We start from the raw sequence: 23,961 nt of genomic DNA on the forward strand, positions 1-23,961 counted from the left end.
GGAGCTGGCAGCGCACAGAAAAAGTGGTGATGACCGTATTTTTAATACTGGGAATTGCCCTTTTTCTTTTATCCGCATTGGGAACGGTGGCATATGCCGCCGGACTGGTTGATGATACGGTGAAAGCCGGAAATGAGTACAGCCGATACCCATTAGATAATTACCAGCTTGATTTTTATGTGGATAACGGCTGGGACTGGCTTCCGTGGAACTGGCTGGACGGCATTGGAAAGCAGGTCATGTATGGGCTTTACGCCATTACCAATTTTATCTGGACAATCAGCTTGTACCTTTCCAATGCAACGGGCTATCTGGTACAGGAAGCCTATTCACTGGACTTTATCTCCGATACAGCAGATTCCATTGGAAAGAACATACAGACCATTGCCGGAGTAAGCACAAGCGGACTTTCCCCTGACGGCTTTTATAGTGGATTTTTGCTGATTCTCATTTTAATCGTGGGAATTTACGTTGCCTATACGGGGCTTATCAAACGGGAAACCACCAAAGCTATTCATGCGGTGATGAATTTTGTCGTGGTGTTTATACTGTCAGCAGCATTTATCGCCTATGCACCGGACTACATTGGAAAAATCAATGACTTTTCCTCGGACATCAGCAACGCCAGCTTATCATTAGGAACCAAAATTGTCATGCCAGATTCAGAAAGTAAGGGTAAAGACAGCGTTGACCTGATTCGTGACAGCCTGTTTTCCATACAGGCAAAACAGCCGTGGCTTTTATTACAGTTTGACAATTCAGACAGTAAAGAAATCGGAGAAGAACGGATTGACAGCCTGCTCTCTACCAGTCCTGACGCAAACAATGGCAAAGACAGAGAAGAACTTGTAAAAGAAGAAATTGAAGAGAAAGACAATACAAATCTTACCATCACAAAGACCATCAACCGCTTAGGTATGGTATTTTTCCTGTTTCTGTTTAATATCGGAATTTCGGTTTTTGTATTTTTACTGACAGGAATTTTAATTTTCTCACAGGTGCTTTTTATTATTTATGCCATGTTCTTGCCTATTAGTTTCCTGTTAAGCATGATTCCTACCTTTGAGGGAATGTCGAAGCGTGCCATTACAAAGCTATTTAATACGATTCTCACAAGAGCAGGAATCACACTAATTATTACTACGGCGTTTAGCATTTCCACCATGCTCTATACCCTGTCTACAGGGTATCCGTTCTTTTTGGTGGCATTTTTGCAGATAGTCACCTTTGCCGGAATCTATTTTAAGCTGGGGGATTTAATGAGTATGTTCTCCCTGCAAAGCGGCGATTCCCAAAGTGTTGGCAGACAGATAATGAGAAGACCCCGTATGCTTATGCAAGCCCATATGCACCGCTTGCAGCATAAGCTGGGGCGTTCCGTGGCTGCAATGGAAAAAGGTCAGATTACAGGCAAAAAGACCGGAACGAGTGCAGGTGCTTCCGCTTCCAGAGCAACGCAGGCAGACCATACCCGACCAGACAGGGAAGCTACTGTCAGACCGGAGCAATCCTCCTTGGGGAAACGTGCCGGAGAGATGGCAGGAAAGGTAATGGATACCAAAGACAGGATTCGAGATACCGCAGGACAACTAAAAGAGCAGGCAAAAGATATGCCCGTCAATGCCAGATATGCTATTTATAATGGAAGAACGCAGGTATCGGAGGGGATACAGGATTTCACCTCCGGCGTGTCACAGACCAGAGCAGCCAGACAGGAGGAGCGGCAGGAAAAAGCCCAAAAGCGGAGAAAAACCATATCACAGCGTAGGTCAGAAATGGAACGGGCAAGGCAGCAAACAACTTCTCATTCATTTGATTCAGGTAAAAAAGCACCAAAAGCTGGCGGTTCAGTTCATGAAAGACCTGCTACTGCTCAAACCGGGCAATCCCGTCCGATAGTTGACAGTCCGACACAAGAGAGCAGACCTACCATACAGCCGGAACCTGCCAGAACCACCACCCAAAGACCTGTGGTTTCTGCTAAAGGGGAGCAACAAAGGCTCGCCAAAGTACCCGACTATCAGACTGCACGACCAAAATGGCAGGAAGAGAAACAAATTTCTTCTGAAAGGCAGTCCACACAAAGAGCCGTTTCTTCCAGTCAGAGGGAACGTACCTTTCCTGTAGAACGGCAGTCTGTCAGCTCTCCTGCGCCCATTGAAAAACGGGGTTTACGGCAATCTACCCAAAACCGCAGGTTTACTGTAAAACGGGAACCGAAAATAAAGGGTTCTGCCATTCCTCCGACCAGCAGAAAGGAGGAGCTAAAGCCATGAGAGGAAAGCATATCCTGATTGCTTTTTCCGGAGTGTTCCTCTTGATTTTTTCTCTTCTTTTGCTGGTGGTAGTTCTTTTTTCGGAGGAAGAAGACGGAGGACATGACCTGTCATACGGGGGTGCAAATGTATCAGCGGAAGTGCTGGCACACAAGCCAATGTTAGAAAAGTACGCCAGAGAATACGGCATAGAGGATTACATCAATGTGCTGCTTGCAATTATACAGGTGGAATCTGGCGGTACATTAGAGGACGTAATGCAATCCTCGGAATCTATGGGCTTGCCGCCAAACACGTTGAGTACAGAGGAATCCATCAAACAGGGGTGCAAATATTTTGCTTCCCTGCTGGAATCTGCAAAAGCAAAGGGCTGTGACTTAAATTCTGTTATCCAGTCCTATAACTATGGCGGCGGCTTTCTTGATTATGTGGCAAGGCGTGGAAAGAAGTACACCTTGCCCCTTGCAGAGAATTTTTCTAAAGAACAGTCAAACGGCGTGAAAGTATCTTATTCCAATCCGGTGGCTGTCCAGAAAAATGGCGGCTGGCGGTACAACTATGGAAATATGTTCTATGTATTGTTGGTGTCGGAATATCTGACCGTGGCACAATTTGATGATGAAACGATACAGGCAGTTATGGTGGAAGCTCTAAAATATCAGGGGTGGAGGTATGTATACGGCGGTGCTTCCCCCACTACTTCCTTTGATTGCAGCGGTCTGATTCAGTGGTGTTATGGAAAAGCAGGAATTTCCCTTCCACGAACAGCACAAGAGCAGTACGACGTGACCCAGCATATCCCTTTATCCGAAGCAAAGGCTGGCGATTTGGTCTTTTTTCAAGGTACCTATGACGCAGGTACCTACATTACCCATGTGGGGATATATCAAGGAAATAACCGTATGTTCCATGCCGGTGACCCAATCGGCTATACCGATTTAACCAGTTCTTATTGGCAGCAACATTTAGTTGGTGCAGGAAGAATCAAACGATAGAAAGGACGATATTACTATGAATTTGAGAAAAAAGCAAGGACAGCCAGAGCAAGTAAAAGAGAAAAAACTCCGTGTTTACAAAGTAAATACCCACAAAAAAACAGTCATAGCCTTGTGGGTGCTTCTGGCAGTTAGCTTCTGCTTTGCAGTCTATAAGAATTTTACCGCAATTGACGTACACACGGTTCATGAAACAAAGGTAGTGGAAGAAAAAGTGGTGGATACCCATAAGATAGAAAACTTTGTAGAAGATTTCGCCAAAGTTTATTATTCTTGGGAACAGACGGCAGCTTCCCTTGATAACCGGAATGACGCTATCAAGCATTATCTGACCGCAGAATTACAGGCACTCAATACCGATACTATCCGAAAGGACATTCCGGTTTCCTCTGCCGTCAAAGCAGTGCAGATTTGGTCTGTGTCACAGGACGGAGAAAACCAGTTTAAAGTAACGTACACAGTAGACCAGTTGATTACAGAGGGGGAAAATAAAAAGACGGTACGCTCTGCTTATGAAGTAGTAGTTTATGTTGATAGCTCTGGAAATATGGTTATCACAAAGAATCCCACCATTTGCAGCGTACCTGAAAAATCCGGCTATGAGCCAAAAGCAAAGGAAAGTGACGGAACGGTAGACGCAGCAACGACCAATGAAATCAATGAGTTTTTAACCACGTTCTTTAAGCTCTACCCCACCGCTACGGAAAAAGAGCTGTCTTATTATGTGAATGACGGTGTGTTAAAACCAATTGGGAAAGATTATGTATTTTCCGAGCTGATAAATCCCATTTATAACCGAAGCGGCAATCAGGTCACAGTTTCACTGTCGGTCAATTATCTGGACAACCAAACAAAGGCAACGCAAATATCACAATTTGATTTGGTACTAGAAAAAGACGGAAATTGGAAAATTATAAAATAAGAAAAAGTCCGGGAGCCTACTCTTTTATTATAAGAATTTGTAGGCTACCGGATTTTCTTGTCTTTATTCAATTGTGTTCGGGACATTCATTCGTCCTCTGTTTCGACTTCCTTTATCTCTTTTGCCGTGGCGGTAACTATCCTCAATCCCTTATCGCTTATATCATCAAGCAGGCTTTCAAGCTGTCTGCGCTGCGTGGATTTGTCTGTTTCCTTGTTTGGAAAAAAGAATTGGTCTACCGATACATCTAAAAGAGTGACGAGTTCATAAAAAATTTGCAGGCTTGGGTGCTGTCCACTGTTTTCAATCGACGCAATATACCGAGGAGCAATGTGCATTTGGTCTGCTAATTGATTCCTTGATATTCCCTTTGATTTTCTTGCTGCTTTTATGGCTTGACCGAAAGCCTTAAAATCGTATTTTTCAACTTCTCGCTTCATAATTATTTCACCCTATTACATTTTACTGTTCACCTTGCTTTCTTAGATATGATTACACATATCATTTGATTGATAATTATAAATCATATTTTTTCTATCTACACGTTGATATTGTTCGGCTATCCGTATATACTATATATTGATATTACTTGCAAACGAAAGGATAGTTAACTTATGGAATATATTTCAGCACCCGAAGCCGCGAAAAAATGGGGCATTTCAGAACGGCGAGTACAAAAACTTTGTGAGGAAAGTAGAATACCTGGTGTTACTCGATTTAGTCGACTGTGGCTGATACCAAAAAATGCGGAAAAACCTAAAGATAAAAGGTATAAAAATGATTCTATGTTAGGAAATTCTTAATAATTTCTCATGCTAAAAATTATAAATAGAAAATGCTGATTTGATATAATAAAATACCTTAGATATATCTGAAAGGAGGAACCCGCCATGAGTGATAAAATTCTTGTTGTAGACGATGAACACGATATAGCGGATTTGATAGAAGTATATTTGCAAAATGAAAATTATACAGTATTTAAGTTTTATTCTGCAAGTGAAGCACTTGCCTGCATAGAAACCACAGATCTTGACCTTGCTATTCTGGATATTATGATGCCCGAAGTAAACGGGTTTGCCCTTTGCCGTAAAATTCGAGAGAAATATACTTTTCCAGTCATTATGCTGACCGCCAAAGATGAAGAAACCGACAAAATTACGGGCTTAACCTTAGGGGCTGACGATTATGTCACAAAGCCGTTTCGGCCACTTGAATTGATTGCCAGAGTAAAAGCGCAGTTGCGCCGGTATCAAAAATACAATTCTAAGAAAGAGGAAACAGAAACAGTTCTGACCTACGCAGGGTTAGAAATTAACACCGAAACATATGAATGCATGATAAATGAAAAGCCTATCTCATTAACACCAACGGAATTTTCTATACTTCGTATTCTGTTGGAGAACAAAGGAGTTGTTGTAAGCTCCGAGAAGCTGTTCCATGAAATATGGCAGGACGAATATTATAATAAAAGTAACAACACTATTACCGTTCATATCCGGCATTTGCGTGAAAAAATAGGCGATACCGCAGATGAAGCCAAATATATAAAAACAATATGGGGTGTGGGATATAAAATTTAATACTGCTAGCCATCTGGAAAGGAAAACTATGCTATGGAGAAAAATAGAAAGCACTTAAAAATCATTATTCCAATGTTATTCATAATTTATTTGGTCATATTGGTATGGGTTATACTCTTTAAATTGCAATTTTCTTTAGGAGATATTGACCATACAAGAAGTATCAACTTAATACCATTTCATTATTCTACTGCTGTCGGAGAACAATTTCATATGAAAGAGGTTGGGGATAATATCCTGATTTTCATTCCATTTGGAATCCTGTTGTCCATGCTGGTTTCCAGAATGAAGCTGCGAAATAAATTTCTTCTTATTTTTTGTACAAGCCTTGTCTTGGAAACCATGCAGTTTGTTCTTTCAATCGGTGGTACGGATATTACAGATTTAATCACCAATAGTTTAGGCGGTGTCATTGGTATGTCCTTATATGCTCTGTTGCTAAAAGTGGTAAAAGATAAGCATAAAATAGATACTGTAATTTCAGTTGTTGCAGGAATCGTTACTGTGTTATTCTTGGGGCTGATGGCTGTATTGCTGCTATTCAATTAAAAATACTGCAAAGATAGAGGTGATAACTTTGAAGAAAAACGATATAGAAAAGAAATTGAGGATTAAGCTCTACATTACCTTAATTCTCTATACCTTGATTGGATATATCTTGGCAATCATATTTGACTATGGATTTAGTCAGTTTTCAATTACTTTTTTTCCGTGGCTTTATCTTAGAATCGAGGTCATCTATTTTTTGTATTTAGTCGTGGGCTTTTGCTGTATCTTTCATCATTACTGGAAAAAGCCTTGGGGATATTTGCAGGAGGTTATTAATGCTACCAAAACCGTATATCAGCCAAACGACAGCACTATTGAATTATCGGAACCGCTCAAAGATATGGAAAAACAGATGAACCAAATTAAGATGGCTGTCCTGATTAGCCAGCAAGCCGTAAAAGAAGCAGAAAACAAAAAGAACGAACTGGTCATGTATCTTGCACACGATATTCGTACGCCCCTTACCTCTGTAATTGGCTATTTAAGCTTACTTGATGAAGCTCCTGATATGCCCGTAGAACAGAAAGCAAAATATATTAGCATTGCTTTGAAAAAGTCTATGCGGCTAGAAAAACTGATTAACGAATTTTTTGAAATCACAAGATACAATACGCAACAAATTAAACTGACAAAATCAAATGTTGACTTATACTATATGCTTGTGCAGCTCATTGATGAATTTTATCCTGTCTTATCTGCTAAGGGAAATTCCGCCATACTTCACGCAGATGAAAATCTGACAGTCTATGCCGATTCTGAAAAACTAGCTAGAGTGTTTAATAACATTCTCAAAAATGCTGCTGCATATAGTTACCCCAATACCGAAATTATGATTTCTGCAAAAGCAGATAAAGATACAATTACTGTTACATTTGAAAACCACGGTCAAACTATCCCGTCCGATCAGCTATCCTCTATTTTTGATAAATTTAACCGTTTGGACGACGCTCGCAAATCAGATACTGGCGGAGCAGGACTTGGGTTGTCCATCGCAGATGAAATTATTCGTCTACACGGTGGCGAAATTTCCGCTCAAAGTGAAAATGATACGATTACATTTATTGTATCCCTGCCAGCTTTGTCTTAGGAAAACATCAATCGGATATTAGGATTTTCTTAGGAATTTATCCGGTTCATATTAAAGTTTGAAACGTCCTTGTTCAGTACAATAAAACTGAACAAGGACGTTTGTCGTTGTAATTTTAAAAAAAGGAGAAGTGACATGGAACTGACAATTACAAACCTTAAGAAACAGTTTAAGGATAAAACCGCAGTTGATGATGTTTCCTTAAGCCTTACCCCAGGCGTATGGGGATTGCTTGGAGCAAACGGAGCCGGTAAGACAACGCTTATGCGTATGATTGCGGACATTCTAAATCCAACTAGTGGAAAAATTCTTTATGACGGTAAGGACATTCATACGATGGGAGAAGCATACAGAAATCTATTTGGTTTTTTACCACAGGACTTTGGTTTTTTTCAGGATTTTACAGTGAAAGATTATTTGGAGTATGTGGCTGCACTGAAAGATGTTCCGGCAAGGGAAACCAAAAAAAAGATTGATAGCTTGCTTGATACCCTCACCCTTTCCAATGTGAAAAGCAAAAAAATCGTCAAGCTGTCCGGGGGAATGAAACGGAGGGTAGGGATTGCACAGGCAATGCTGAATGACCCTAAAATCCTGATTATGGATGAACCTACTGCTGGTCTTGACCCGGGGGAGCGGGTGCGCTTTCGGAATTTCATTTCGGAATTTTCACATGGCCGGATTGTACTCATTTCAACACATATCGTATCAGACATTGAGTATATCTCTACCCAAAATGCCATTATGAAAGCCGGGAAAATTCTTGATGTAGGAACAACCGATGAATTGGTAAAACAAGTTGTGGGAAAAGTTTGGACTTGCATGGTTCCTGCCGACAAAATGCCCATGTATGAAATGCAGCTGCGGATTATCAATCAACGCAGTGAGGGGGATAATCAGGTATCTATCCGCTATCTGGCAGAGGAAGCGAAAACAAGTGATTCTGTAATGGCCCCTCCTCGCTTGGAGGATTTATATTTATGGTTGTTCCCGCAAGAGGAAACCAGTGAGGAGGGAAAATAATCTATGCGTATTTATTTGCTTGAAGTAAAGCGTGTGCTTAAATCACGTCGTTCCATCATTTTATTGCTTATCGCACTCTTAATGTCCGCAGTAATGGCTTGGCTGCCCGTTATGTACGAGGACATCAATCAATATGACCAAAATGGTAACAAAGTAGCGGAATTAAATGGACTGGACGCGATTGCTTATAAAAAGTCGCTACGCTCTGCGAATGACGGAGAAGTTACCCCCGAAAAGCTCAAAGAAGCTTTAACCATCTATCAAAGTGCTGTTCAGCCATATGGAGAAGACAGTATTTACAGCGGAGAGTTTCCGACAGAGATTTATATAAAAAAAGTATTTCCGGTAGAAGCGCTTTTGGGTAGACTGCCCGAAACATTTTCTGACCCTAAAACTGGTCAGGGAACAAGTTTGATGGAGATTTCTCCAGATAAATTAGACGGTTTTTATGAACAAACAGTTCAGCACATGAAAGACATTATGCAGATGGAGCAAAAAGGGCACCCTTCTGCACAGGAACAATCCTTGCAAAAGTATGCGGAGGTAAAAATGCCCTTTCAGTTTTATCCCGGCTATTCAAGAGACGCTTTTGATTATATTGTGCTTTTTATTTTTCTCCTTGTCATTCTATGTACTGCCGCCGCTACACCTACATTTTCCAATGAATATCAAACGGGTTCGGATAGTATTTTGCGCTGTACAAAGCATGGACGCTCACGATTGGCGATTGTAAAGATAATGGCTGCACTGACCATTTTTACCGCAGCGTTTATCATTTGTATTTCACTGCATTTGCTCATTTCAAATCTTGCGTTTGGAACAGAGTGCATGAAAACATCAATGCAGATGTTATTTTCCGTTATCAGCCTGCCTGCCTTTAATTTAGGACAGCTTCAAATTGCCTTGGCAATCGGAGGACTTCTTTCTTTATTGGCAACAATCAGCTTCACACTATTTCTATCAGCCAAATTCAAGGATTCCATTTCTGTTATCCTAATTGCTATTGTAATGTGTCTGCTCCCTATATTTACCTATTCAGCCGGAGCTAATTGGCTTACTTTCATCTTGCCGTCAGGAGGAATCGGTATGCAAAACAGCTTGCTTTATCAACTAACAGGCTTTGCTTACCTACATATTGGTAAGATAAGCGTGTGGTCGCCTTATGTAATAATGGCGGCAGCAATAATTGAAATTCCTGTATTTCTGTTCCTTGCTGTACGGGATTACTGCAAACATCAAGTTGCGTAACTAAACTATTGACAAAATGTACACTTTACAAAACAGTCCAACAGTAACGCAAAACGTCGTTTGGCAATAGAAATATTAAATAAAGTATATAGTTTTAGTTAAACGACGGTTTTGAACTACTTTATTCAATACCGCCGTTTTCCCTTTTAAAAGATGGAATTATGGAGGGTATATTAGAGTTACCCTTTTTTAGGACATGGCGGTATCAAGGAGGTATCGCTATGTCCACTTTTTATTATCATTCTCCACCTGATTTTTATTACTCATTAAAAAAAGTCATTATCCTCCAACGGAATGTTCCGGCCATCAATATGAACACACACATCATTATATAATTGCTAATAATTCCCTTGTGCCCGACTGTGCTATGCAGCCGGGCTTTTTTGCGTTTTTCTTAAATGTTTTTCTGCTGAAATTGCAACTGGCAGCCCTTTCGTGTCGGGACTTAGTGCGAAAGGGGACAAAAGAGTGTAACCCACTCCCTTTCATGGCAAGAAAGGGGGTGAGATACTATGAAGCCATCTTCTTTTCAAACTACGATTGAGAATCAGTTTGATTACATTTGCAAGCGTGCAATGGACGATGAACGCAAGGATTACATGAAAAGCCTGTCCAGACAATCCAAACGAGAAATATCATTTTCTGATATGGGTGATTACCTTGTGAATCAATTTTCAGTTGTAGATAGTTATTCAACAGATTTTCAGATATTCACATGCAATGGATTTACAGTTGGTGTGGAAAGCGACTTGCTAAGTGAAGCATTGCGTGATTTGCCGGACAAGAAGCGTGAGATTATCCTACTGTACTACTTTATGGATATGAATGACACAGAAATTTCAGAGTTACTAAAGCTGAACCGTTCTACGGTTTATCGTCACAGAACAAGTGGACTAGCCTTTATTAAAAAATTCATGGAGGAGCAGGAGGAATGAAAACTACATACCCTATGATTCCCTTTTCTGACATTGTGGCAGCGACGGACGGTGATATAGAAACCATTAACCAGATTGTGAAGCATTACAGCGGATATATCGCCAAACGCTCTCTGCGTCCTATGAAAGATGAATATGGGAACCAGCAAATGGTCGTAGATGAAAATTTACGTCACAGGATAGAAACCAGACTGATTACCAAGATTTTATCTTTTGAAATTAAATAGTATTTTTCCCTTTCGTGGAAGCGTGCTGATATGTTCCACGCTTCCCGAACAGGGAAGTTTGTCTATCTATCAAAGCATACTGTCATACAGTGTGTTTTGACAGGCTGACAAGCCACTGCTCCTTGAAAATTGAATAAAGCGATTGAATACATTTCGATAGAGAAAGAGCCGACGGGCTGACACGCCATGACCCAAAAGGAGGGATAAATAAAATGAGCGATTTATGTCAGTGTTCCGTAAGTGACCTTTGGCAAGGTTGCCGCCATAACTTCCCTATCGTGATAATGATACTCCCGTACAGCCATAGTCCGAGCGTGAAAAAACCGTCGCAGGCATGGGTACGGCTGCATGAGAACCATGCAGGGGTGGGATTCCCGTGAGCTTTGCCAGAGCTGTTCAAGGTGCTTATAAATTATCAATGAATGGGAGGGGTGATTATGGATAGAAATTTAATTAGATACAGTATGCAGATTGCCATGTTAAAACAATTACTCGCTCGAAACATGATTTCCGAAAAGGAATATGAAACCGTAAAGAAGCGTCTAATGAGAGATTATAAAGTAGTTTCTGATATAACAGCTTGATTTTTGTGGTTTTTAGTACTAATATATATACTATAAAAGGAACACGAAAAGGAGGTGCGTTATATGCAGGAAGTTGAAGTAATAAAAGCAAAAAATGTTTCATCAAAGCAGACACGGGGAAAATTTCTTGAACGGCAGCGTGTGGCGGCATATTGCAGAGTTAGTACAGACAGTGAAGACCAGTTGAACAGCTATAAATCACAGAAAGCATACTATACGGATTTGATTAAGAAAAATAAGGAATGGATTTTTGTTAATATATATGCTGATGAAGCGATTACTGGAACGCAGGTTACAAAGCGTGAAGAATTTCAGCGAATGATAAATGATTGTATGAATGGCGATATTGATATGGTCATTACAAAATCTATTTCCAGATTCGCCAGAAATACGCTGGACACCTTAAAATATGTCCGTATGCTGAAAGAAAAGGATATTGCTGTTTATTTTGAAGATGAAAAAATCAATACCCTAACAATGGACGGAGAACTGCTTTTAGTAGTACTTAGCTCCGTAGCACAGCAGGAAGTAGAAAATATCTCTGCAAATGTGAAAAAGGGATTGAAAATGAAGATGAAGCGTGGTGAGTTAGTAGGCTTTCAAGGTTGTTTGGGGTATGACTATAATAAAGAGGATAAGACCATTACAGTAAATGAAAAAGAAGCTGAAATTGTTCGCTACATATTCAATCGCTATATCGAAGGGGCTGGTGGTTCCGTAGTAGGACAGGAATTAGAGAATCTTGGATACGTAACGAAATACGGTAGTTCTACATGGGCACCCTCTACTATTCTTGGCATCATAAAAAACGAGAAATATAAAGGTGACTTACTGCTGGGGAAGACCTTTACGGTTGACCCAATTTCCAAACGACGATTAGATAATATGGGAGAAGAAGACCAATTTTATATCCGTGAACATCATGAGCCAATTATCAGTGAGGAAGTCTTCGAAAAAGCACAGGAAATTTTGAATCGACGAAATAAAAACAGAGGAAATATCGGCGATGGAAAACGAGAAAAATATAGTCGGAAATATGCTTTTAGTTGTATGCTGGAATGTGGATTTTGTGACAGCACATTGTCTAGGCGTAACTGGCACAGCAGTTCCGAGTATAGCAAGGTTATCTGGCAATGTGTAGCCACCACGAAAAAGGGAAAGAAATTTTGTCCTGACAGCAAAGGAATTCCTGAACAAGCCATAGAGGAAGCCTTTCTTGAAAGTTATCGTCTGTTATGTGATGATAACAAAGACATATTAGATGAATTTTTACAAAGAATGGACGATACATTAAGCAGCAGCACTGTAAATAAGCAACTTTCTAAATTGGATAAAGAAATTGAATCCATTGAAAGAAAGAAAAGCAAACTGGTAGATATGCGGTTAGAAGATACTCTTGATAAGGCTTCCTATGAAGCAAAATATTTTTCTTTTACAGAGAAGCAAGAACAATTATTAAAAGATAGAGAGAAGTTGCAGGAAACGGCTGCGAATGAAAAAGATATAAAACGCCGTTTAAGGGATTTTAAAAAGACGCTGCAACAAAACGAAGTCTTATCTGAATTTGACCGCTATGTTTTTGAAAGTATCGTTGAAAAAGTTATCGTAGGGGGTTATGATGAAGATGGTAATAAAGACCCAGCGCAACTTACGTTTGTATATAAAACAGGATTAAAAAATAACGTAGATGGTAGCCGATTTAAGCCGCAAAGAAAAAATGCAAGGGGCAAACATAGAACTGCTGAATTGTGTTCCGATGATAAGAACGAGGTTCAATCTTTGTCTTCCCATAGTAGTTCCGACACATGTGGAGACGGTAGTTCTGTTGTCCAACGAAAAGAAAAAGGCATATCATGTTGAAAATGAAATGAAAATTTAAATGTAAAGGTATTACCATTTTATGGCAATCCCTTTCTGTTTTTACGTATTTATGATAATATGTATGTGCAGACTAGTCTGCTTCATTTAATTAATATTTATCGAAAGGTGGGTTGTTAAATATGAAAAGTATTAAGTTCTCATTATTATTGACAAGCAGGAGGGAAACATTAAGGTGACCTTCTGATTTTAGGAGGAGATTAATTTGAATGATATTACTATAAGACTAGAAGAAGAAAAAGATTACAGAGAAGTGGAATTACTTACAAGAGAAGCATTTTGGAGAGAAGACCGAATTCCCAAAATAGGAGTTGGTTGTGATGAACATTATCTAGCACATACATTACGCACATCAAAGGAATTTATACCAGAACTTGATTTTGTGGCAGAAATTAATGGACGCTTAGTGGGAAATGTAATGTATAGTATGGCTTTTGTTGAATTACCAGATGGAACTCACCATAATGTGCTCAATTTTGGACCATTGAGTGTTTTACCAGAGTTGAAGAAACAAGGAATAGGTAGTGCTTTAATGAGACATTCGCTCAAGATAGCTACAAAATTAGGATACGGTTCTGTAATATTCTTTGGTCATGCGACTTATTATCCGAGGTTTGGATTTAAAGAGGCAAAAGAATTTGGAATTACAACAAGTTGGGGAGAAAATTACCCATCCTTTATGGCAATGGAATTGATATATGGTGATTTAGAAGGAATTACTGGAAAGTATTATGAATCCCCTTTATATGAGGTTAATGCCATAAAAGCAACTGAATATGATAAGCTATTCCCAAAGAAGTAATGATTTTCAATATATAATCTTAAAGACACGTCCATTTTTGGGCGTGTTTTTTGTAGGTGTGCCAAGCATGGCACTAATCTAGTCAGTGAAAGTCTGACCACGGGTATTTACCGCCAAGTGTAGCGGAGCGCAAGTTGGTGTCAGTAATGGCATAGATGAAGGAAGCGCATAGCAAAGTTCCCCCGCCTACGAACAGAAACTTGATAAGGCGATGAGGTGGGTAAGGTTGCCTAACAAACCGAAGCCCAAAAGGTAAACGTATAACCAAAATTGTAAATCAAGAGGTTGTGGAATGAAAGATTAGTGTCTTACCTTGGGAGACCCTACCCACACATCGAAAGATGTGGTCGAAAAAGGTTTAGGGAGGGAGTCAGATGATGTCATAGTAGGCGTAACAGCTGAAGGACTGAAACGATTTATAGTACACATCGTTATTAAGAGAATGGTGCATAAACCAGAAATCAGATGGATGGGAAAAGTAGGAACGTAACCGAGGAATACTGTCTATATCGAGAGGGGTGTTAAGCATAAATTTTGTAATAATCAGAGGAGTAACAACGAATGGAATTAATAGATGTGATCATATCAAAAGAAAATCTAAACAGAGCCTATAAGAAAGTAGTGGCAAACAAAGGGGCAGGAGGAGTGGATGGAATGATAGTCGAGGAACTTGGTGCATACATCAAGGAAAACAAAGATGAAATTGTCCGGTCAATCAGAAACCGAACCTATATGCCAAAGCCAGTACGCAGAGTTTATATTCCGAAAGATAATGGAAAAATGAGACCGCTAGGAATTCCAACAGTCTTAGATAGAGTAATACAACAAGCGATTGCTCAGCCCATTATAGATATCTATGAAGAACTATTCAGTGAGTTTAGTTATGGCTTTAGACCAGGAAGAAGTTGTCATGATGCCATAAAACAAGCACTGGAGTATCTGAATGAGGGATATGAATGGGTGATAGACATTGATATAGAGCAGTTCTTTGATAAAGTAAATCATGACAAATTAATTCAAACTCTTAGAGAACAAGTAAATGACAGTACTACATTGAACCTGATTCGGAAATACCTGAAAGCGGGAGCAATGGAAAAAGGACTAGAGAAAGCTACAACAAGCGGTGTGCCACAGGGAGGTCCCCTTTCAGTTGTACTATCTAATGTATATCTTTATAAATTAGATAAGGAACTGGAGCAAAGAGGGCTTCGATTTACAAGGTATGCTGACGATACAATGGTGTTCACCAAAAGTGAGATGGCAGCCAATAGAGTGATGAAATCCATCACAGATTGGATAGAAAGAAAACTTTTTCTAAAAGTAAATGCAACCAAAACAAAAGTAGTCAGACCAACAAGAAGTAAATATCTTGGATTCACTTTTCTGAATCACGGTGGTGAATGGAAAGTAAAACCTACCACAGAAAAGAAAAAAAGCTAAAGCAGAAATTGAGTGAATACCTCAAAAGAAACAAAGCTATGGCACGTCCACTTGCAGTAACCATTAAGCGAGTGAATGAAGTAGTCAGGGGATAGATTAATTACTTTAGAATTGGAATGATGAAAACGTTCATGCAAGAGTTTGGAGCATGGCTTAGGCACAAGATAAGAGTGATTGTTATAAAGCAATGGAAAACACCTAAGACAATATATAGAAATCTATGCTATCTCAATGAGAAGAATAAGAATGGATACGACCATGAATCAATTTACAAAGTAGCAAATTCAAGGCTGGGTTGGTACAGACAAAGCGGAATGAATGTTGTGAACTTTATCATAAGTCCAGATTTGCTTGAAAATAAAATAAAGGACGGAGCTGGTTTGCTCAATCCTTTAAATTACTATCTAAGATAAGTTGGAATATAAGTTGTAGAGCCGTATACGAGACCCGTACGTACGGTTCAATGAGAGGGAGATAATTCTTAGCAATTATTTCTCTACTCTATTTGTGCATATTATAATAAGGAAAAGTTGGTACCATAGCAGAAACAGGGGATCGGATGCCGCCTATTCATTGGGGGAGAGTTGGTGATTCTTAAAACCTAGTGTTTATGATTATTATGCCGTATCCAAAATAGCAGCAGAACGTCTCCTCATTGAATCGGGTTTAAAATATGGGACCATGCAGTATTTTTAAGATGCTTATTTGGAAAATCTCGGATTAACTGCGACAGTTGTAAGGGGTATTTGTAAACTGCCAGGAGGGCAGAAACTCATGGGAAGTATCAAGAGACGAGAATGTGAAATATTGGATCTGTTGACAAATAGACTCGGATATATATTATGAAAAAAATACCAGGTAAATAATCTTTAGGCAATGTAGAATATTGTTGAAAAATCAGTTATAATATTTGTATCATTTTAGATTTATGAGACGAGCTTTTTTAAGGGAGATCAGTTGTGTACATATAAAAAGTAAATATAGGAGGTTGATGTGATTAAGAAGAAAGTATAATTGAACAAGGAATATAAAATAAGATTTACAAACAATAACGAATAATGTCTATGGGAAATCAACGAATGAAAGGAATTAATTCTATGGGAAAAAGATTTACTGGAATAAAAGGAAAGATATTAATTTCTACTATGATTGTACTTTTGATAACTATGTTTTCTTTGAGCAGTATCATGATTTATATTTTTAATACAAAATCCTATAGTGATTATTATAGCAATTCCACCGAGCAAATGAAGATTGTATCTCAAGCCATTCATATTTTTTATCAACAGATAGATAGGAATATTGATATGCTGGCTACGAATCCATTAATTATGAAAGCGGACAGTAGTATCACTACATACAGGGATACTACCGAAGAAACACCAATGCACCCTTCCGCCAATAAAGGGATAGAACAGGAAATTTATAAAGTTTTTGAGCAATATGCGGTTAGTCACGAAGGTACCAGTTACGTGTACTTAGGAACTAAGGATGGCGGATATATACAATGGCCAGAAGAGACTACTATGGCAGGATTTGATCCGACCAAAAGGCCTTGGTATAATCAAGCAATGAGTGAAAATGGAGGTATAATCAGGACAGAACCATATGAGTACAAATCACAGTTACTGACAAGTAATGCACGTACGATTACTGATAAGAACGGTAATGTCTTAGGGGCAATTGGAATCGATGTTCAGCAATCCGAAATCAGTAATATGCTAAAAGGCATGAAAACCGGTGAAACAGGTTATACAATGATTGTACATAGTAATGGTCTAATCATGGCAGATGGTAATAATGAGAACAATAATTTTAAAAATATAAACGAGATAAATATAGAGGGATTAGATAGACTTCTGGGTAATGAATTAGTGCCTTTTATAATTACTGCTAATAAGGTTAAGTATATAGTGAATCCGTATAAGGTTAATGGGACTGATTGGATTTTGGCTTCGTTTATGTCTAAAGCGGAATTAGAGTCGGGAGCTAGAGAAATTGCAAGCAGTGTTGCAGTATCTTCTATAGCTATAGTAATAATAGCTTTTGTTATTTTAGGCTATGTTGCAGGAAGTATAACGAAACCGATACTAGCAGTTACTAAGAAAGTGCAAGATTTTGCAGATTTGGATTTTTCAACGGATAGTAAAACGGATGTGGGAAAATATATAAATGGAAAAGACGAAATAGGTAATATGGTAAGAGCACTAAAGGTTATGAGAGATAATGTGGCTAATTTTATATTTAGCACATCCGAAGCCGCAGAGCAGGTAGCAGCTTCATCCGAAGAGTTGACGGCTACATCCTTTCAAGCGGCAACTGCGTCAGAAGAAATAGCTACAACAATTGAGGAAATCGCAAAGGGAGCTGGTGACCAAGCAAAAGACACGGAAATGACTGCTGTCAATGTAGAAGAAATGGGAAAATTATTGGAACAGGATTTTCAGTATCTTGAGGAATTGAATGCTGCTACAGTTCAGATTGAAAAGCAGAAAGAAGAAGGTTTCTCTATTATTAACAATCTGATTAATAAAACAAAGAAAAATAATGATGCTGCAAATGATGTCTATCAGATTGTTTTGAGCAACAATGAGAGTGCAGAAAAAATTGATAACGCAAGTTCCATGATTCAAGGTATAGCCGATCAGACGAATCTTTTATCTTTAAATGCCGCTATAGAAGCCGCAAGAGCCGGTGAAGTTGGTAAAGGCTTTGCAGTCGTTGCAGAAGAAATTCGTAAGTTAGCTGACCAATCAAATGAATTTACAAAAGACATAAAAACAGTAATCAATGAATTAAAAGAAAAATCCCAAAATGCGGTTGATTTGATGCAACAGTCTAAGCAGATTGGAACGGAACAAACGATGAGCGTAGAAGCAACTGAAGAAAAATTTAAAGGTATCGCGGAGGCAATAGACATAATAAAAAGTAAAATAGATAAACTTAATGATTCTTCAAAGATGATGATAAGTAATAAAACCAAAGTTATAGAACTAACTCAGAATTTAGCTGCAATTTCTGAGGAGAATGCAGCAGGTACGCAGGAAGCTTCTGCTGCGATGGAAGAACAGGCTGCCACAATTGATGAGATTGCAAATTCTGGAGAAAGTTTGGCTACAATTGCAGAGGAATTAAGAGAGTTAATTGAGAAATTTAAGATATAAAAAGAGTGGAAAGTACGACCAAAGTTTTTTCCAAAGAGTAATTTTTAATTACTAACTTTTGCAAATAGTTTGTCAGTTTCAATCGTATGCGTCAGTTTAGATGAAAACATATAATCTCATAATGAAAAACAAAGGAATCAGGAAGGTAAATCTTGATTCCTTTGTTTTTGCAATTGAAAAAAATCCTAAGTATAAAAGTTATGAAAAATGATAGGTTACTTCTTAAGTAACAAAAATAAAAATAAGACAGCAGGGAAAACCTTTGAAAAACAACCGGTTTAGTACCTGATTTCTTAAAACGGATGTAGCATGTTCAAATAACTTTTTCGGAATAGCTTGTTTAAAAGCGCACGCATTTTATGACTACATTTGCTGTAGAAAATTTAAATAAATTATTGAAAGTTCTAGACTACTGGAATATAATGGATGATAAGGACGAATTGATAAGGTCATTATCCTTACAACGTAAAGGTTTGTGATGCGGAGATTATAATATTATGAGGAGGATATAAATGAGTAGATATGAAGAAGGCTTAAAATTAATTGAAGAAAGATGTGGCAATGGTAAAGATAATGTGATCTCACTCTCAACAATTGCAATGGAACAAAATGCTGATGGTAACCCCCGTCCTTATATCCGCGATGTGGATGCTTATTATGAAGATGGTGTGTTTTATGTTACTACTTGGGCAAAATCAACGAAAATGCAGCAGATAGCTAAAAACCATGAAGTTGCATTTGCAGTTTGCTTTGAGTGGTTTTCCGGAAACGGAATTGGTGAAAATCTTGGTTGGGTTTTAGACCCGAAAAATGCAGAGTTAAGGTCTAAACTTCGTGAAGCATTTTCTAATTGGTACGATGACGCTAATAATGAAAAGGATGAAAACTGCATTATTCTGGCAATCCGTATTACAAGAGCCACAGTGATTAAAGATCACGGTGCTGTTTGTTACAATATGGACTTTGTGAATAAAGTGGAGATTGAAGAAGGGGAGATTAAATCCTAAAGGGTCATTAAATAAGAATTATAGTAGGTTTTATATAAATTTAATTAATGTAAAATTTTTATGTAAAGAGCTAGATAAAAGATATCCGATTTACTCAATCATTTATTATTGGAGGAATGATTTATGTGTGAGCATTATATAAATTTGTATAACCCAAAACTTGGCGAAAAGGTCTTACCTGTATGTTTTCCGCCACCTATAAAAGCTTATTTACCAATATCAATACTATCTAATATTGCAACTGCAAATTCAAAAAATTATAACTGGATTATGTACAATTTTATTCAAATTTATAAATATATTGACAATGATAAAGTTGAAACATTTCCTATTCAACCATTTATGTATTTTGACCAGGCGAGTATATCATGTACTTGTATTGACCAAACAGTTATGGACATTAATCCAATTAATCTTATTGATAATATAATTAATTGGATTAATAAAATGAATTATGTAGTAGTCTATGTAAATGAGGGTATTCTACCTAATACACGTCTTTATCAAAGAAAAGATTTTTTACATTCTCAATTTATATTTGGATACGATAAATCAAATAGTATTTTTAAGGTATTAAATTTTTCAAAAGAGAATAATGATATGTCCATACTAGACGTATCGTTTAAAGACCTATCCTATGCATTTTCTCATAGTTCAACATCAGAATTATATAAAAACGAGAAGGTTTCTCAAAGCTTAAAAGGAAAAGAATTTTGTATTCAATTATTAAAGTATAAACTTGAGGATAAAAGTTACACAGAATATGAGTTGAATTTAGATATTATAAAGAATAGTATAAGACAATACATCCATGGTGAAAATACTTCTTATGATACGAATTATTTTACAGGTTTTATACAAGGAAGTTGGGGAATAAATGTTTACGAAGATATTACTGGAATGTTAAAGCGCGAAATAATTGATCCTAGAATTTTTTGTTTATTATATGAGCATAAATTTTTTATGAAAGAGAGATTATTATTATTTGATAAATTACTTGGATTAGAATTTGATAATGTTATAGATAAAGCTAGTATATTAAAGGGATTAAGTTTTAAATATATGTTCAATAAAAATATAAAAGCGATTGATAAAATGATACAAATATTACATGAATTAAAAGAAGAGGAAATTGAGTGCTTGGCTAAATTATATACATAAAATTTTGCTGCTGTTAAGCAAAATAGAAACCTAAAAATATTTAATTTAAAGATTTAAATAACAGACTATCATAAACTTTCGAAAAGTAAGTGGTTTATAATGGTCTGTTATTTTTACTTTATAATAATGTTAGATTATAAAATAAATGCCAAAAGACGATTAGCAGAAGGTATAGTTTATTTGGAATAATAGCACCTTTTGCCAGTATTAAGTTAATGTAATAATTAAGTAAATTAGTACAAAAGTACATACAACTGGTAAGTGGACGGGTGTCACTAACCAGTTTAGCAGACCTTTTATATTAAAATAATCATGCAAAGGAAAGTGAGTTAATATGAAAAACAATTATTTATTTACATCAGAATCAGTAACGTCAGGTCACCCTGACAAAATGTGTGATATGATATCAGATGCTGTATTAGATGCGTATATTGAGCAAGATCCATACTCTAGAGTAGCTTGTGAAGTATCAGCAACAACAGGCATAGTATTAGTTATGGGAGAGATAACATCAACTGCCACAGTGAATATTTCAAAAGTAGTACGTGAAACAATTAAAGATATCGGATATATAGGTGAAAAGTTTGGGTTTAACGCAGAAACATGTGCCATTATATCAGCTATAGACAAGCAGTCAGAAGATATAAGCTTAGGAGTAAATAATTCTTTTGAGCATAGGCAGAAGGAAACAAAATGTAGTTTGTGTGACAATTGCTTAGAATCGGATGAATATGATATAATAGGTGCAGGAGATCAAGGAATTATGTTTGGATATGCCTGTAATGAGACGGAAACCCTAATGCCGGCACCTATTTATTATGCGCACAAAATTAGTGAAAGACTTAATATTGTTCGAAGTATGGGAATATTGGATTATTTAGGTCCGGATGGCAAGTCAATGGTAACATTCGAATACGATGGTAATAAGCCAGTTAGAATAGATACAATCGTGGTATCTGTTCAACACCTATCAGAGATTTTGCAAGAAAAAATACATGCAGATATAAACAATTTTGTCATAGGGGAAGTAATACCAAAGAACTTGATTGATGAAAATACGAAAATATATATAAATCCTACTGGAAGATTTGTAAAAGGAGGACCTTGTGCGGATACAGGGCTAACAGGTCGTAAGATTATTGTTGATACATATGGAGGTGTTGGCAGACATGGAGGTGGAGCATTCTCAGGAAAAGATCCTACAAAGGTAGATAGGACTGGTGCATATGCTGCGCGTTATGTTGCAAAAAATATTGTCGCCGCCAATATTGCAGAAAAGTTCGAGGTGCAGATTGCGTATGCAATAGGTCATGCTTACCCTGTTTCAATACATGTAAATACTTTCGGAACATCCTCTATTGCTGATGATAAAATTGTGAAAATGATATATGACCTATTTGATTTAAGACCGGCGTCATTAATTAATCAATTTAATATGAGGAAGCCAATTTATAAAAAACTTGCTGCGTATGGTCACCTTGGAAGAAATGATATTGAGACAGGTTGGGAGCAGATGAATAGAGTTAATGACATAAAAGAATACTTTCATATTAGCTAAATACTAAATAACATTATGATAAAAAGCCATAAAATAGCTTACATAAGTTCAGATGAAATCAAATATCAAAAACGAAAGGAATAGTGATTATTTAATGCTAAAGGAAGATATCTCTATACCGATTTATCCAACGAAAAAGATAATAGATATAAAAGCACAGAAAAAATACAATACTATCTTACAGATTGCATATCCTTTATGTGTTGCACTTAGAGAAGAGAAATTAATACCATGGATTTATGAAAACTACATGAAAATTTGTGGGTTTGAAGCGAAACATGATCGTTATGGAATGAATTATGATATTTATATTTATGATAATTTGTGTTATGCGAAAACTGATTTTATAGATAATAGAATCTTAAATTATTCTTATATTGATTTAAATACGATAAATAGTATTAATAATATTAATGATTTAATATATAGAAAGATATCGGATGATTTCAATATTATCGTTTTATTAGATGAGTATTATATCAAAGGAAGAGATGCATTTCAATCATTTCATTCTAGACATGAGTTTTTGATTTATGGATATGATTTAGAGGATGAGTTATTTTACTTAGTTGGATTTTATGATAAGATATTTACTAAATTTACTATAACCTTTGAAAGTTTTTATCTGGGATTAGCTTCAAAAGATGGTTTCAACAATGAACTTAGTTGGCTATATGATAGGGTAATGATGTTTGCTAAACCAGTTAAACCGGTGGAAGAATATCCATTTGATATTAAGATCTTTTCAGATAAATTGAACCATTATATTGATGGTACACATGATGAGAAAGACACATATTATATTAATTTATTACTGGATGACAGTGAGAAAAAGATGTACTATGGAATTAATGTATATCTTGTATTAGATAATTATCTGAAGGATTTAACACAAAGAATATATTTGATTGATGATGAGGATTTAAAACATGCATTATATTTCATTTCGGATAGATATAAAATGTTTCATTGTTTTATGGAATATAAAAAAGGACTGCTAGAACGCCTTTATTATCTTGTTGAACAATTTAAAGTATCAGAGGAATATATTCTATGTGTTACTAGATATTCAGAGATTGTAGATGTATTTGCTTCTTTATGTAATAAGTATATAAAACTTACATTGAGATTAAAAGATTATCCTTATGCAAACTTTAGAAAATATTTTTCGGATATCATGAATGAAATCAAAGAAGTATCAAATAGCTGTTATATGAAAGAAAAGGTGATTTTAAAAGAAATATATCATTATATTTATAATTTCAATAATAGCAAGGTATGTGGAAGCGAAAAAACCGATGTTTGAAGGACAGCAGATAAAACAAATGAACAATAAAATGGAATTTTTACTTGGTCCAAAAGACTTCTAGGCGAATGTAAAAAAGAGATACCGCAATTACAGTTAGTATACTGGTTGCGGTATTTTTATATAAGTGATTGAATTGGTACTTACTTAGTAAGTTAAATGTGTGATGCTATTACTAATGGTCTTAAAAGAGTGAACTGAATATGCAAAAAGGACGGT

22 protein-coding genes are annotated in these 23,961 nt (G+C 36.9%); 21 read left to right on the forward strand and 1 reads right to left on the reverse strand.

Annotation, left to right across the window (positions count from 1 at the left end; genetic code table 11):
* Positions 1-29 precede the first annotated feature (29 nt).
* The 3 genes from acsn021_RS08470 to acsn021_RS08480 are packed head-to-tail and all read left to right on the forward strand — an operon-like array spanning position 30 to position 4,193.
* Positions 30-2,276, forward strand: coding sequence for a CD3337/EF1877 family mobilome membrane protein (locus tag acsn021_RS08470; protein WP_330601737.1), 2,247 nt, complete (start codon positions 30-32; stop codon positions 2,274-2,276).
* Positions 2,273-3,271 carry a bifunctional lytic transglycosylase/C40 family peptidase gene (locus acsn021_RS08475; protein ID WP_184091438.1) on the forward strand — a complete coding sequence of 333 codons (999 nt, stop codon included), beginning with the start codon at positions 2,273-2,275 and terminating at the stop codon, positions 3,269-3,271. Before acsn021_RS08470 ends, acsn021_RS08475 begins: the two co-directional genes overlap by 4 nt.
* 16 nt (positions 3,272-3,287) lie before the next feature.
* Positions 3,288-4,193: a conjugal transfer protein gene (locus acsn021_RS08480; RefSeq protein WP_184091436.1), complete on the forward strand. Its 906-nt coding sequence runs from the start codon at positions 3,288-3,290 to the stop codon at positions 4,191-4,193.
* Between the two features lie 86 nt (positions 4,194-4,279).
* Here the strand turns inward: acsn021_RS08480 and acsn021_RS08485 are convergent, their stop codons facing one another.
* Positions 4,280-4,633: a helix-turn-helix transcriptional regulator gene (locus acsn021_RS08485; protein ID WP_184091434.1), complete on the reverse strand. Its 354-nt coding sequence runs from the start codon at positions 4,631-4,633 to the stop codon at positions 4,280-4,282.
* A 174-nt stretch (positions 4,634-4,807) separates the two neighbouring features.
* On the opposite strand from acsn021_RS08485, the gene acsn021_RS08490 reads away from it, so the two are divergent.
* The 18 genes from acsn021_RS08490 to acsn021_RS08575 all read left to right on the forward strand — a co-directional run bounded on the left by acsn021_RS08490 (position 4,808) and on the right by acsn021_RS08575 (position 23,742).
* Positions 4,808-4,996 (forward strand): helix-turn-helix domain-containing protein, encoded by a 189-nt coding sequence (locus acsn021_RS08490; RefSeq protein ID WP_184091432.1) that lies wholly within the window; start codon positions 4,808-4,810, stop codon positions 4,994-4,996.
* An 87-nt stretch (positions 4,997-5,083) separates the two neighbouring features.
* Positions 5,084-5,773, forward strand: coding sequence for a VanR-ABDEGLN family response regulator transcription factor (gene vanR, locus acsn021_RS08495; RefSeq protein ID WP_184091430.1), 690 nt, complete (start codon positions 5,084-5,086; stop codon positions 5,771-5,773).
* Positions 5,774-5,806: 33 nt separating this feature from the next.
* Positions 5,807-6,322 (forward strand): VanZ family protein, encoded by a 516-nt coding sequence (locus tag acsn021_RS08500; RefSeq protein WP_184091428.1) that lies wholly within the window; start codon positions 5,807-5,809, stop codon positions 6,320-6,322.
* Positions 6,323-6,335: 13 nt separating this feature from the next.
* Positions 6,336-7,409, forward strand: a complete 1,074-nt coding sequence (locus tag acsn021_RS08505) for a sensor histidine kinase (protein ID WP_408626149.1) — start codon at positions 6,336-6,338, stop codon at positions 7,407-7,409.
* 135 nt (positions 7,410-7,544) lie between these two features.
* Complete coding sequence (locus tag acsn021_RS08510; protein ID WP_184091426.1) at positions 7,545-8,432, forward strand: ABC transporter ATP-binding protein; 888 nt, start codon at positions 7,545-7,547, stop codon at positions 8,430-8,432.
* A gap of 3 nt (positions 8,433-8,435) precedes the next feature.
* Positions 8,436-9,680, forward strand: a complete 1,245-nt coding sequence (locus tag acsn021_RS08515; RefSeq protein WP_184091424.1) for an ABC transporter permease — start codon at positions 8,436-8,438, stop codon at positions 9,678-9,680.
* A 512-nt stretch (positions 9,681-10,192) separates the two neighbouring features.
* The gene (locus acsn021_RS08520; protein ID WP_184091422.1) at positions 10,193-10,615 is read left to right on the forward strand and encodes an RNA polymerase sigma factor; all 423 of its coding nucleotides are present in this window, start codon (positions 10,193-10,195) and stop codon (positions 10,613-10,615) included.
* On the forward strand, positions 10,612-10,842 hold the full coding sequence (locus tag acsn021_RS08525; protein ID WP_184091420.1) for a helix-turn-helix domain-containing protein: 231 nt from the start codon (positions 10,612-10,614) through the stop codon (positions 10,840-10,842). Before acsn021_RS08520 ends, acsn021_RS08525 begins: the two co-directional genes overlap by 4 nt.
* 437 nt (positions 10,843-11,279) lie before the next feature.
* Complete coding sequence (locus tag acsn021_RS08530; protein WP_101355277.1) at positions 11,280-11,426, forward strand: SHOCT domain-containing protein; 147 nt, start codon at positions 11,280-11,282, stop codon at positions 11,424-11,426.
* 63 nt (positions 11,427-11,489) lie between these two features.
* Positions 11,490-13,286, forward strand: a complete 1,797-nt coding sequence (locus acsn021_RS08535; protein ID WP_184091418.1) for a recombinase family protein — start codon at positions 11,490-11,492, stop codon at positions 13,284-13,286.
* Positions 13,287-13,509: 223 nt separating this feature from the next.
* Positions 13,510-14,106, forward strand: coding sequence for a GNAT family N-acetyltransferase (locus acsn021_RS08540; protein ID WP_184091416.1), 597 nt, complete (start codon positions 13,510-13,512; stop codon positions 14,104-14,106).
* Between the two features lie 561 nt (positions 14,107-14,667).
* Complete coding sequence (gene ltrA / locus acsn021_RS08550; RefSeq protein ID WP_243167796.1) at positions 14,668-15,546, forward strand: group II intron reverse transcriptase/maturase; 879 nt, start codon at positions 14,668-14,670, stop codon at positions 15,544-15,546.
* Positions 15,547-15,677: 131 nt separating this feature from the next.
* The gene (locus acsn021_RS22870; RefSeq protein ID WP_243167795.1) at positions 15,678-15,959 is read left to right on the forward strand and encodes a hypothetical protein; all 282 of its coding nucleotides are present in this window, start codon (positions 15,678-15,680) and stop codon (positions 15,957-15,959) included.
* Between the two features lie 666 nt (positions 15,960-16,625).
* Positions 16,626-18,710 carry a methyl-accepting chemotaxis protein gene (locus tag acsn021_RS08555; RefSeq protein ID WP_330601734.1) on the forward strand — a complete coding sequence of 695 codons (2,085 nt, stop codon included), beginning with the start codon at positions 16,626-16,628 and terminating at the stop codon, positions 18,708-18,710.
* 512 nt (positions 18,711-19,222) lie between these two features.
* Entirely contained in the window at positions 19,223-19,717 is a 495-nt protein-coding gene (locus acsn021_RS08560; RefSeq protein ID WP_184091414.1) for a pyridoxamine 5'-phosphate oxidase family protein, read from the forward strand.
* A 123-nt stretch (positions 19,718-19,840) separates the two neighbouring features.
* On the forward strand, positions 19,841-20,878 hold the full coding sequence (locus tag acsn021_RS08565) for a hypothetical protein (RefSeq protein ID WP_184091412.1): 1,038 nt from the start codon (positions 19,841-19,843) through the stop codon (positions 20,876-20,878).
* A gap of 334 nt (positions 20,879-21,212) precedes the next feature.
* Positions 21,213-22,436, forward strand: coding sequence for a methionine adenosyltransferase (gene metK, locus acsn021_RS08570; protein WP_184091410.1), 1,224 nt, complete (start codon positions 21,213-21,215; stop codon positions 22,434-22,436).
* 52 nt (positions 22,437-22,488) lie between these two features.
* On the forward strand, positions 22,489-23,742 hold the full coding sequence (locus acsn021_RS08575) for a cysteine peptidase family C39 domain-containing protein (protein ID WP_184091408.1): 1,254 nt from the start codon (positions 22,489-22,491) through the stop codon (positions 23,740-23,742).
* Positions 23,743-23,961 lie beyond the last annotated feature (219 nt).

The organism is Anaerocolumna cellulosilytica (assembly GCF_014218335.1).
GTDB classification, from domain to species: Bacteria; Bacillota; Clostridia; order Lachnospirales; family Lachnospiraceae; genus Anaerocolumna; species Anaerocolumna cellulosilytica.

What these genes read in the sequence shown, in the direction of transcription:
- acsn021_RS08470 (WP_330601737.1), top strand. Translation starts at nt 30, where the DNA reads ATGACCGTATTTTTAATACTGGGAATTGCCCTTTTTCTTTTATCCGCA.
- acsn021_RS08475 (WP_184091438.1), top strand. Translation starts at nt 2,273, where the DNA reads ATGAGAGGAAAGCATATCCTGATTGCTTTTTCCGGAGTGTTCCTCTTG.
- acsn021_RS08480 (WP_184091436.1), top strand. Translation starts at nt 3,288, where the DNA reads ATGAATTTGAGAAAAAAGCAAGGACAGCCAGAGCAAGTAAAAGAGAAA.
- acsn021_RS08485 (WP_184091434.1), bottom strand. Translation starts at nt 4,633, where the DNA reads ATGAAGCGAGAAGTTGAAAAATACGATTTTAAGGCTTTCGGTCAAGCC.
- acsn021_RS08490 (WP_184091432.1), top strand. Translation starts at nt 4,808, where the DNA reads ATGGAATATATTTCAGCACCCGAAGCCGCGAAAAAATGGGGCATTTCA.
- vanR (WP_184091430.1), top strand. Translation starts at nt 5,084, where the DNA reads ATGAGTGATAAAATTCTTGTTGTAGACGATGAACACGATATAGCGGAT.
- acsn021_RS08500 (WP_184091428.1), top strand. Translation starts at nt 5,807, where the DNA reads ATGGAGAAAAATAGAAAGCACTTAAAAATCATTATTCCAATGTTATTC.
- acsn021_RS08510 (WP_184091426.1), top strand. Translation starts at nt 7,545, where the DNA reads ATGGAACTGACAATTACAAACCTTAAGAAACAGTTTAAGGATAAAACC.
- acsn021_RS08515 (WP_184091424.1), top strand. Translation starts at nt 8,436, where the DNA reads ATGCGTATTTATTTGCTTGAAGTAAAGCGTGTGCTTAAATCACGTCGT.
- acsn021_RS08520 (WP_184091422.1), top strand. Translation starts at nt 10,193, where the DNA reads ATGAAGCCATCTTCTTTTCAAACTACGATTGAGAATCAGTTTGATTAC.
- acsn021_RS08525 (WP_184091420.1), top strand. Translation starts at nt 10,612, where the DNA reads ATGAAAACTACATACCCTATGATTCCCTTTTCTGACATTGTGGCAGCG.
- acsn021_RS08530 (WP_101355277.1), top strand. Translation starts at nt 11,280, where the DNA reads ATGGATAGAAATTTAATTAGATACAGTATGCAGATTGCCATGTTAAAA.
- acsn021_RS08535 (WP_184091418.1), top strand. Translation starts at nt 11,490, where the DNA reads ATGCAGGAAGTTGAAGTAATAAAAGCAAAAAATGTTTCATCAAAGCAG.
- ltrA (WP_243167796.1), top strand. Translation starts at nt 14,668, where the DNA reads ATGGAATTAATAGATGTGATCATATCAAAAGAAAATCTAAACAGAGCC.
- acsn021_RS22870 (WP_243167795.1), top strand. Translation starts at nt 15,678, where the DNA reads ATGCAAGAGTTTGGAGCATGGCTTAGGCACAAGATAAGAGTGATTGTT.
- acsn021_RS08555 (WP_330601734.1), top strand. Translation starts at nt 16,626, where the DNA reads ATGAAAGGAATTAATTCTATGGGAAAAAGATTTACTGGAATAAAAGGA.
- acsn021_RS08560 (WP_184091414.1), top strand. Translation starts at nt 19,223, where the DNA reads ATGAGTAGATATGAAGAAGGCTTAAAATTAATTGAAGAAAGATGTGGC.
- acsn021_RS08565 (WP_184091412.1), top strand. Translation starts at nt 19,841, where the DNA reads ATGTGTGAGCATTATATAAATTTGTATAACCCAAAACTTGGCGAAAAG.
- metK (WP_184091410.1), top strand. Translation starts at nt 21,213, where the DNA reads ATGAAAAACAATTATTTATTTACATCAGAATCAGTAACGTCAGGTCAC.
- acsn021_RS08575 (WP_184091408.1), top strand. Translation starts at nt 22,489, where the DNA reads ATGAAATCAAATATCAAAAACGAAAGGAATAGTGATTATTTAATGCTA.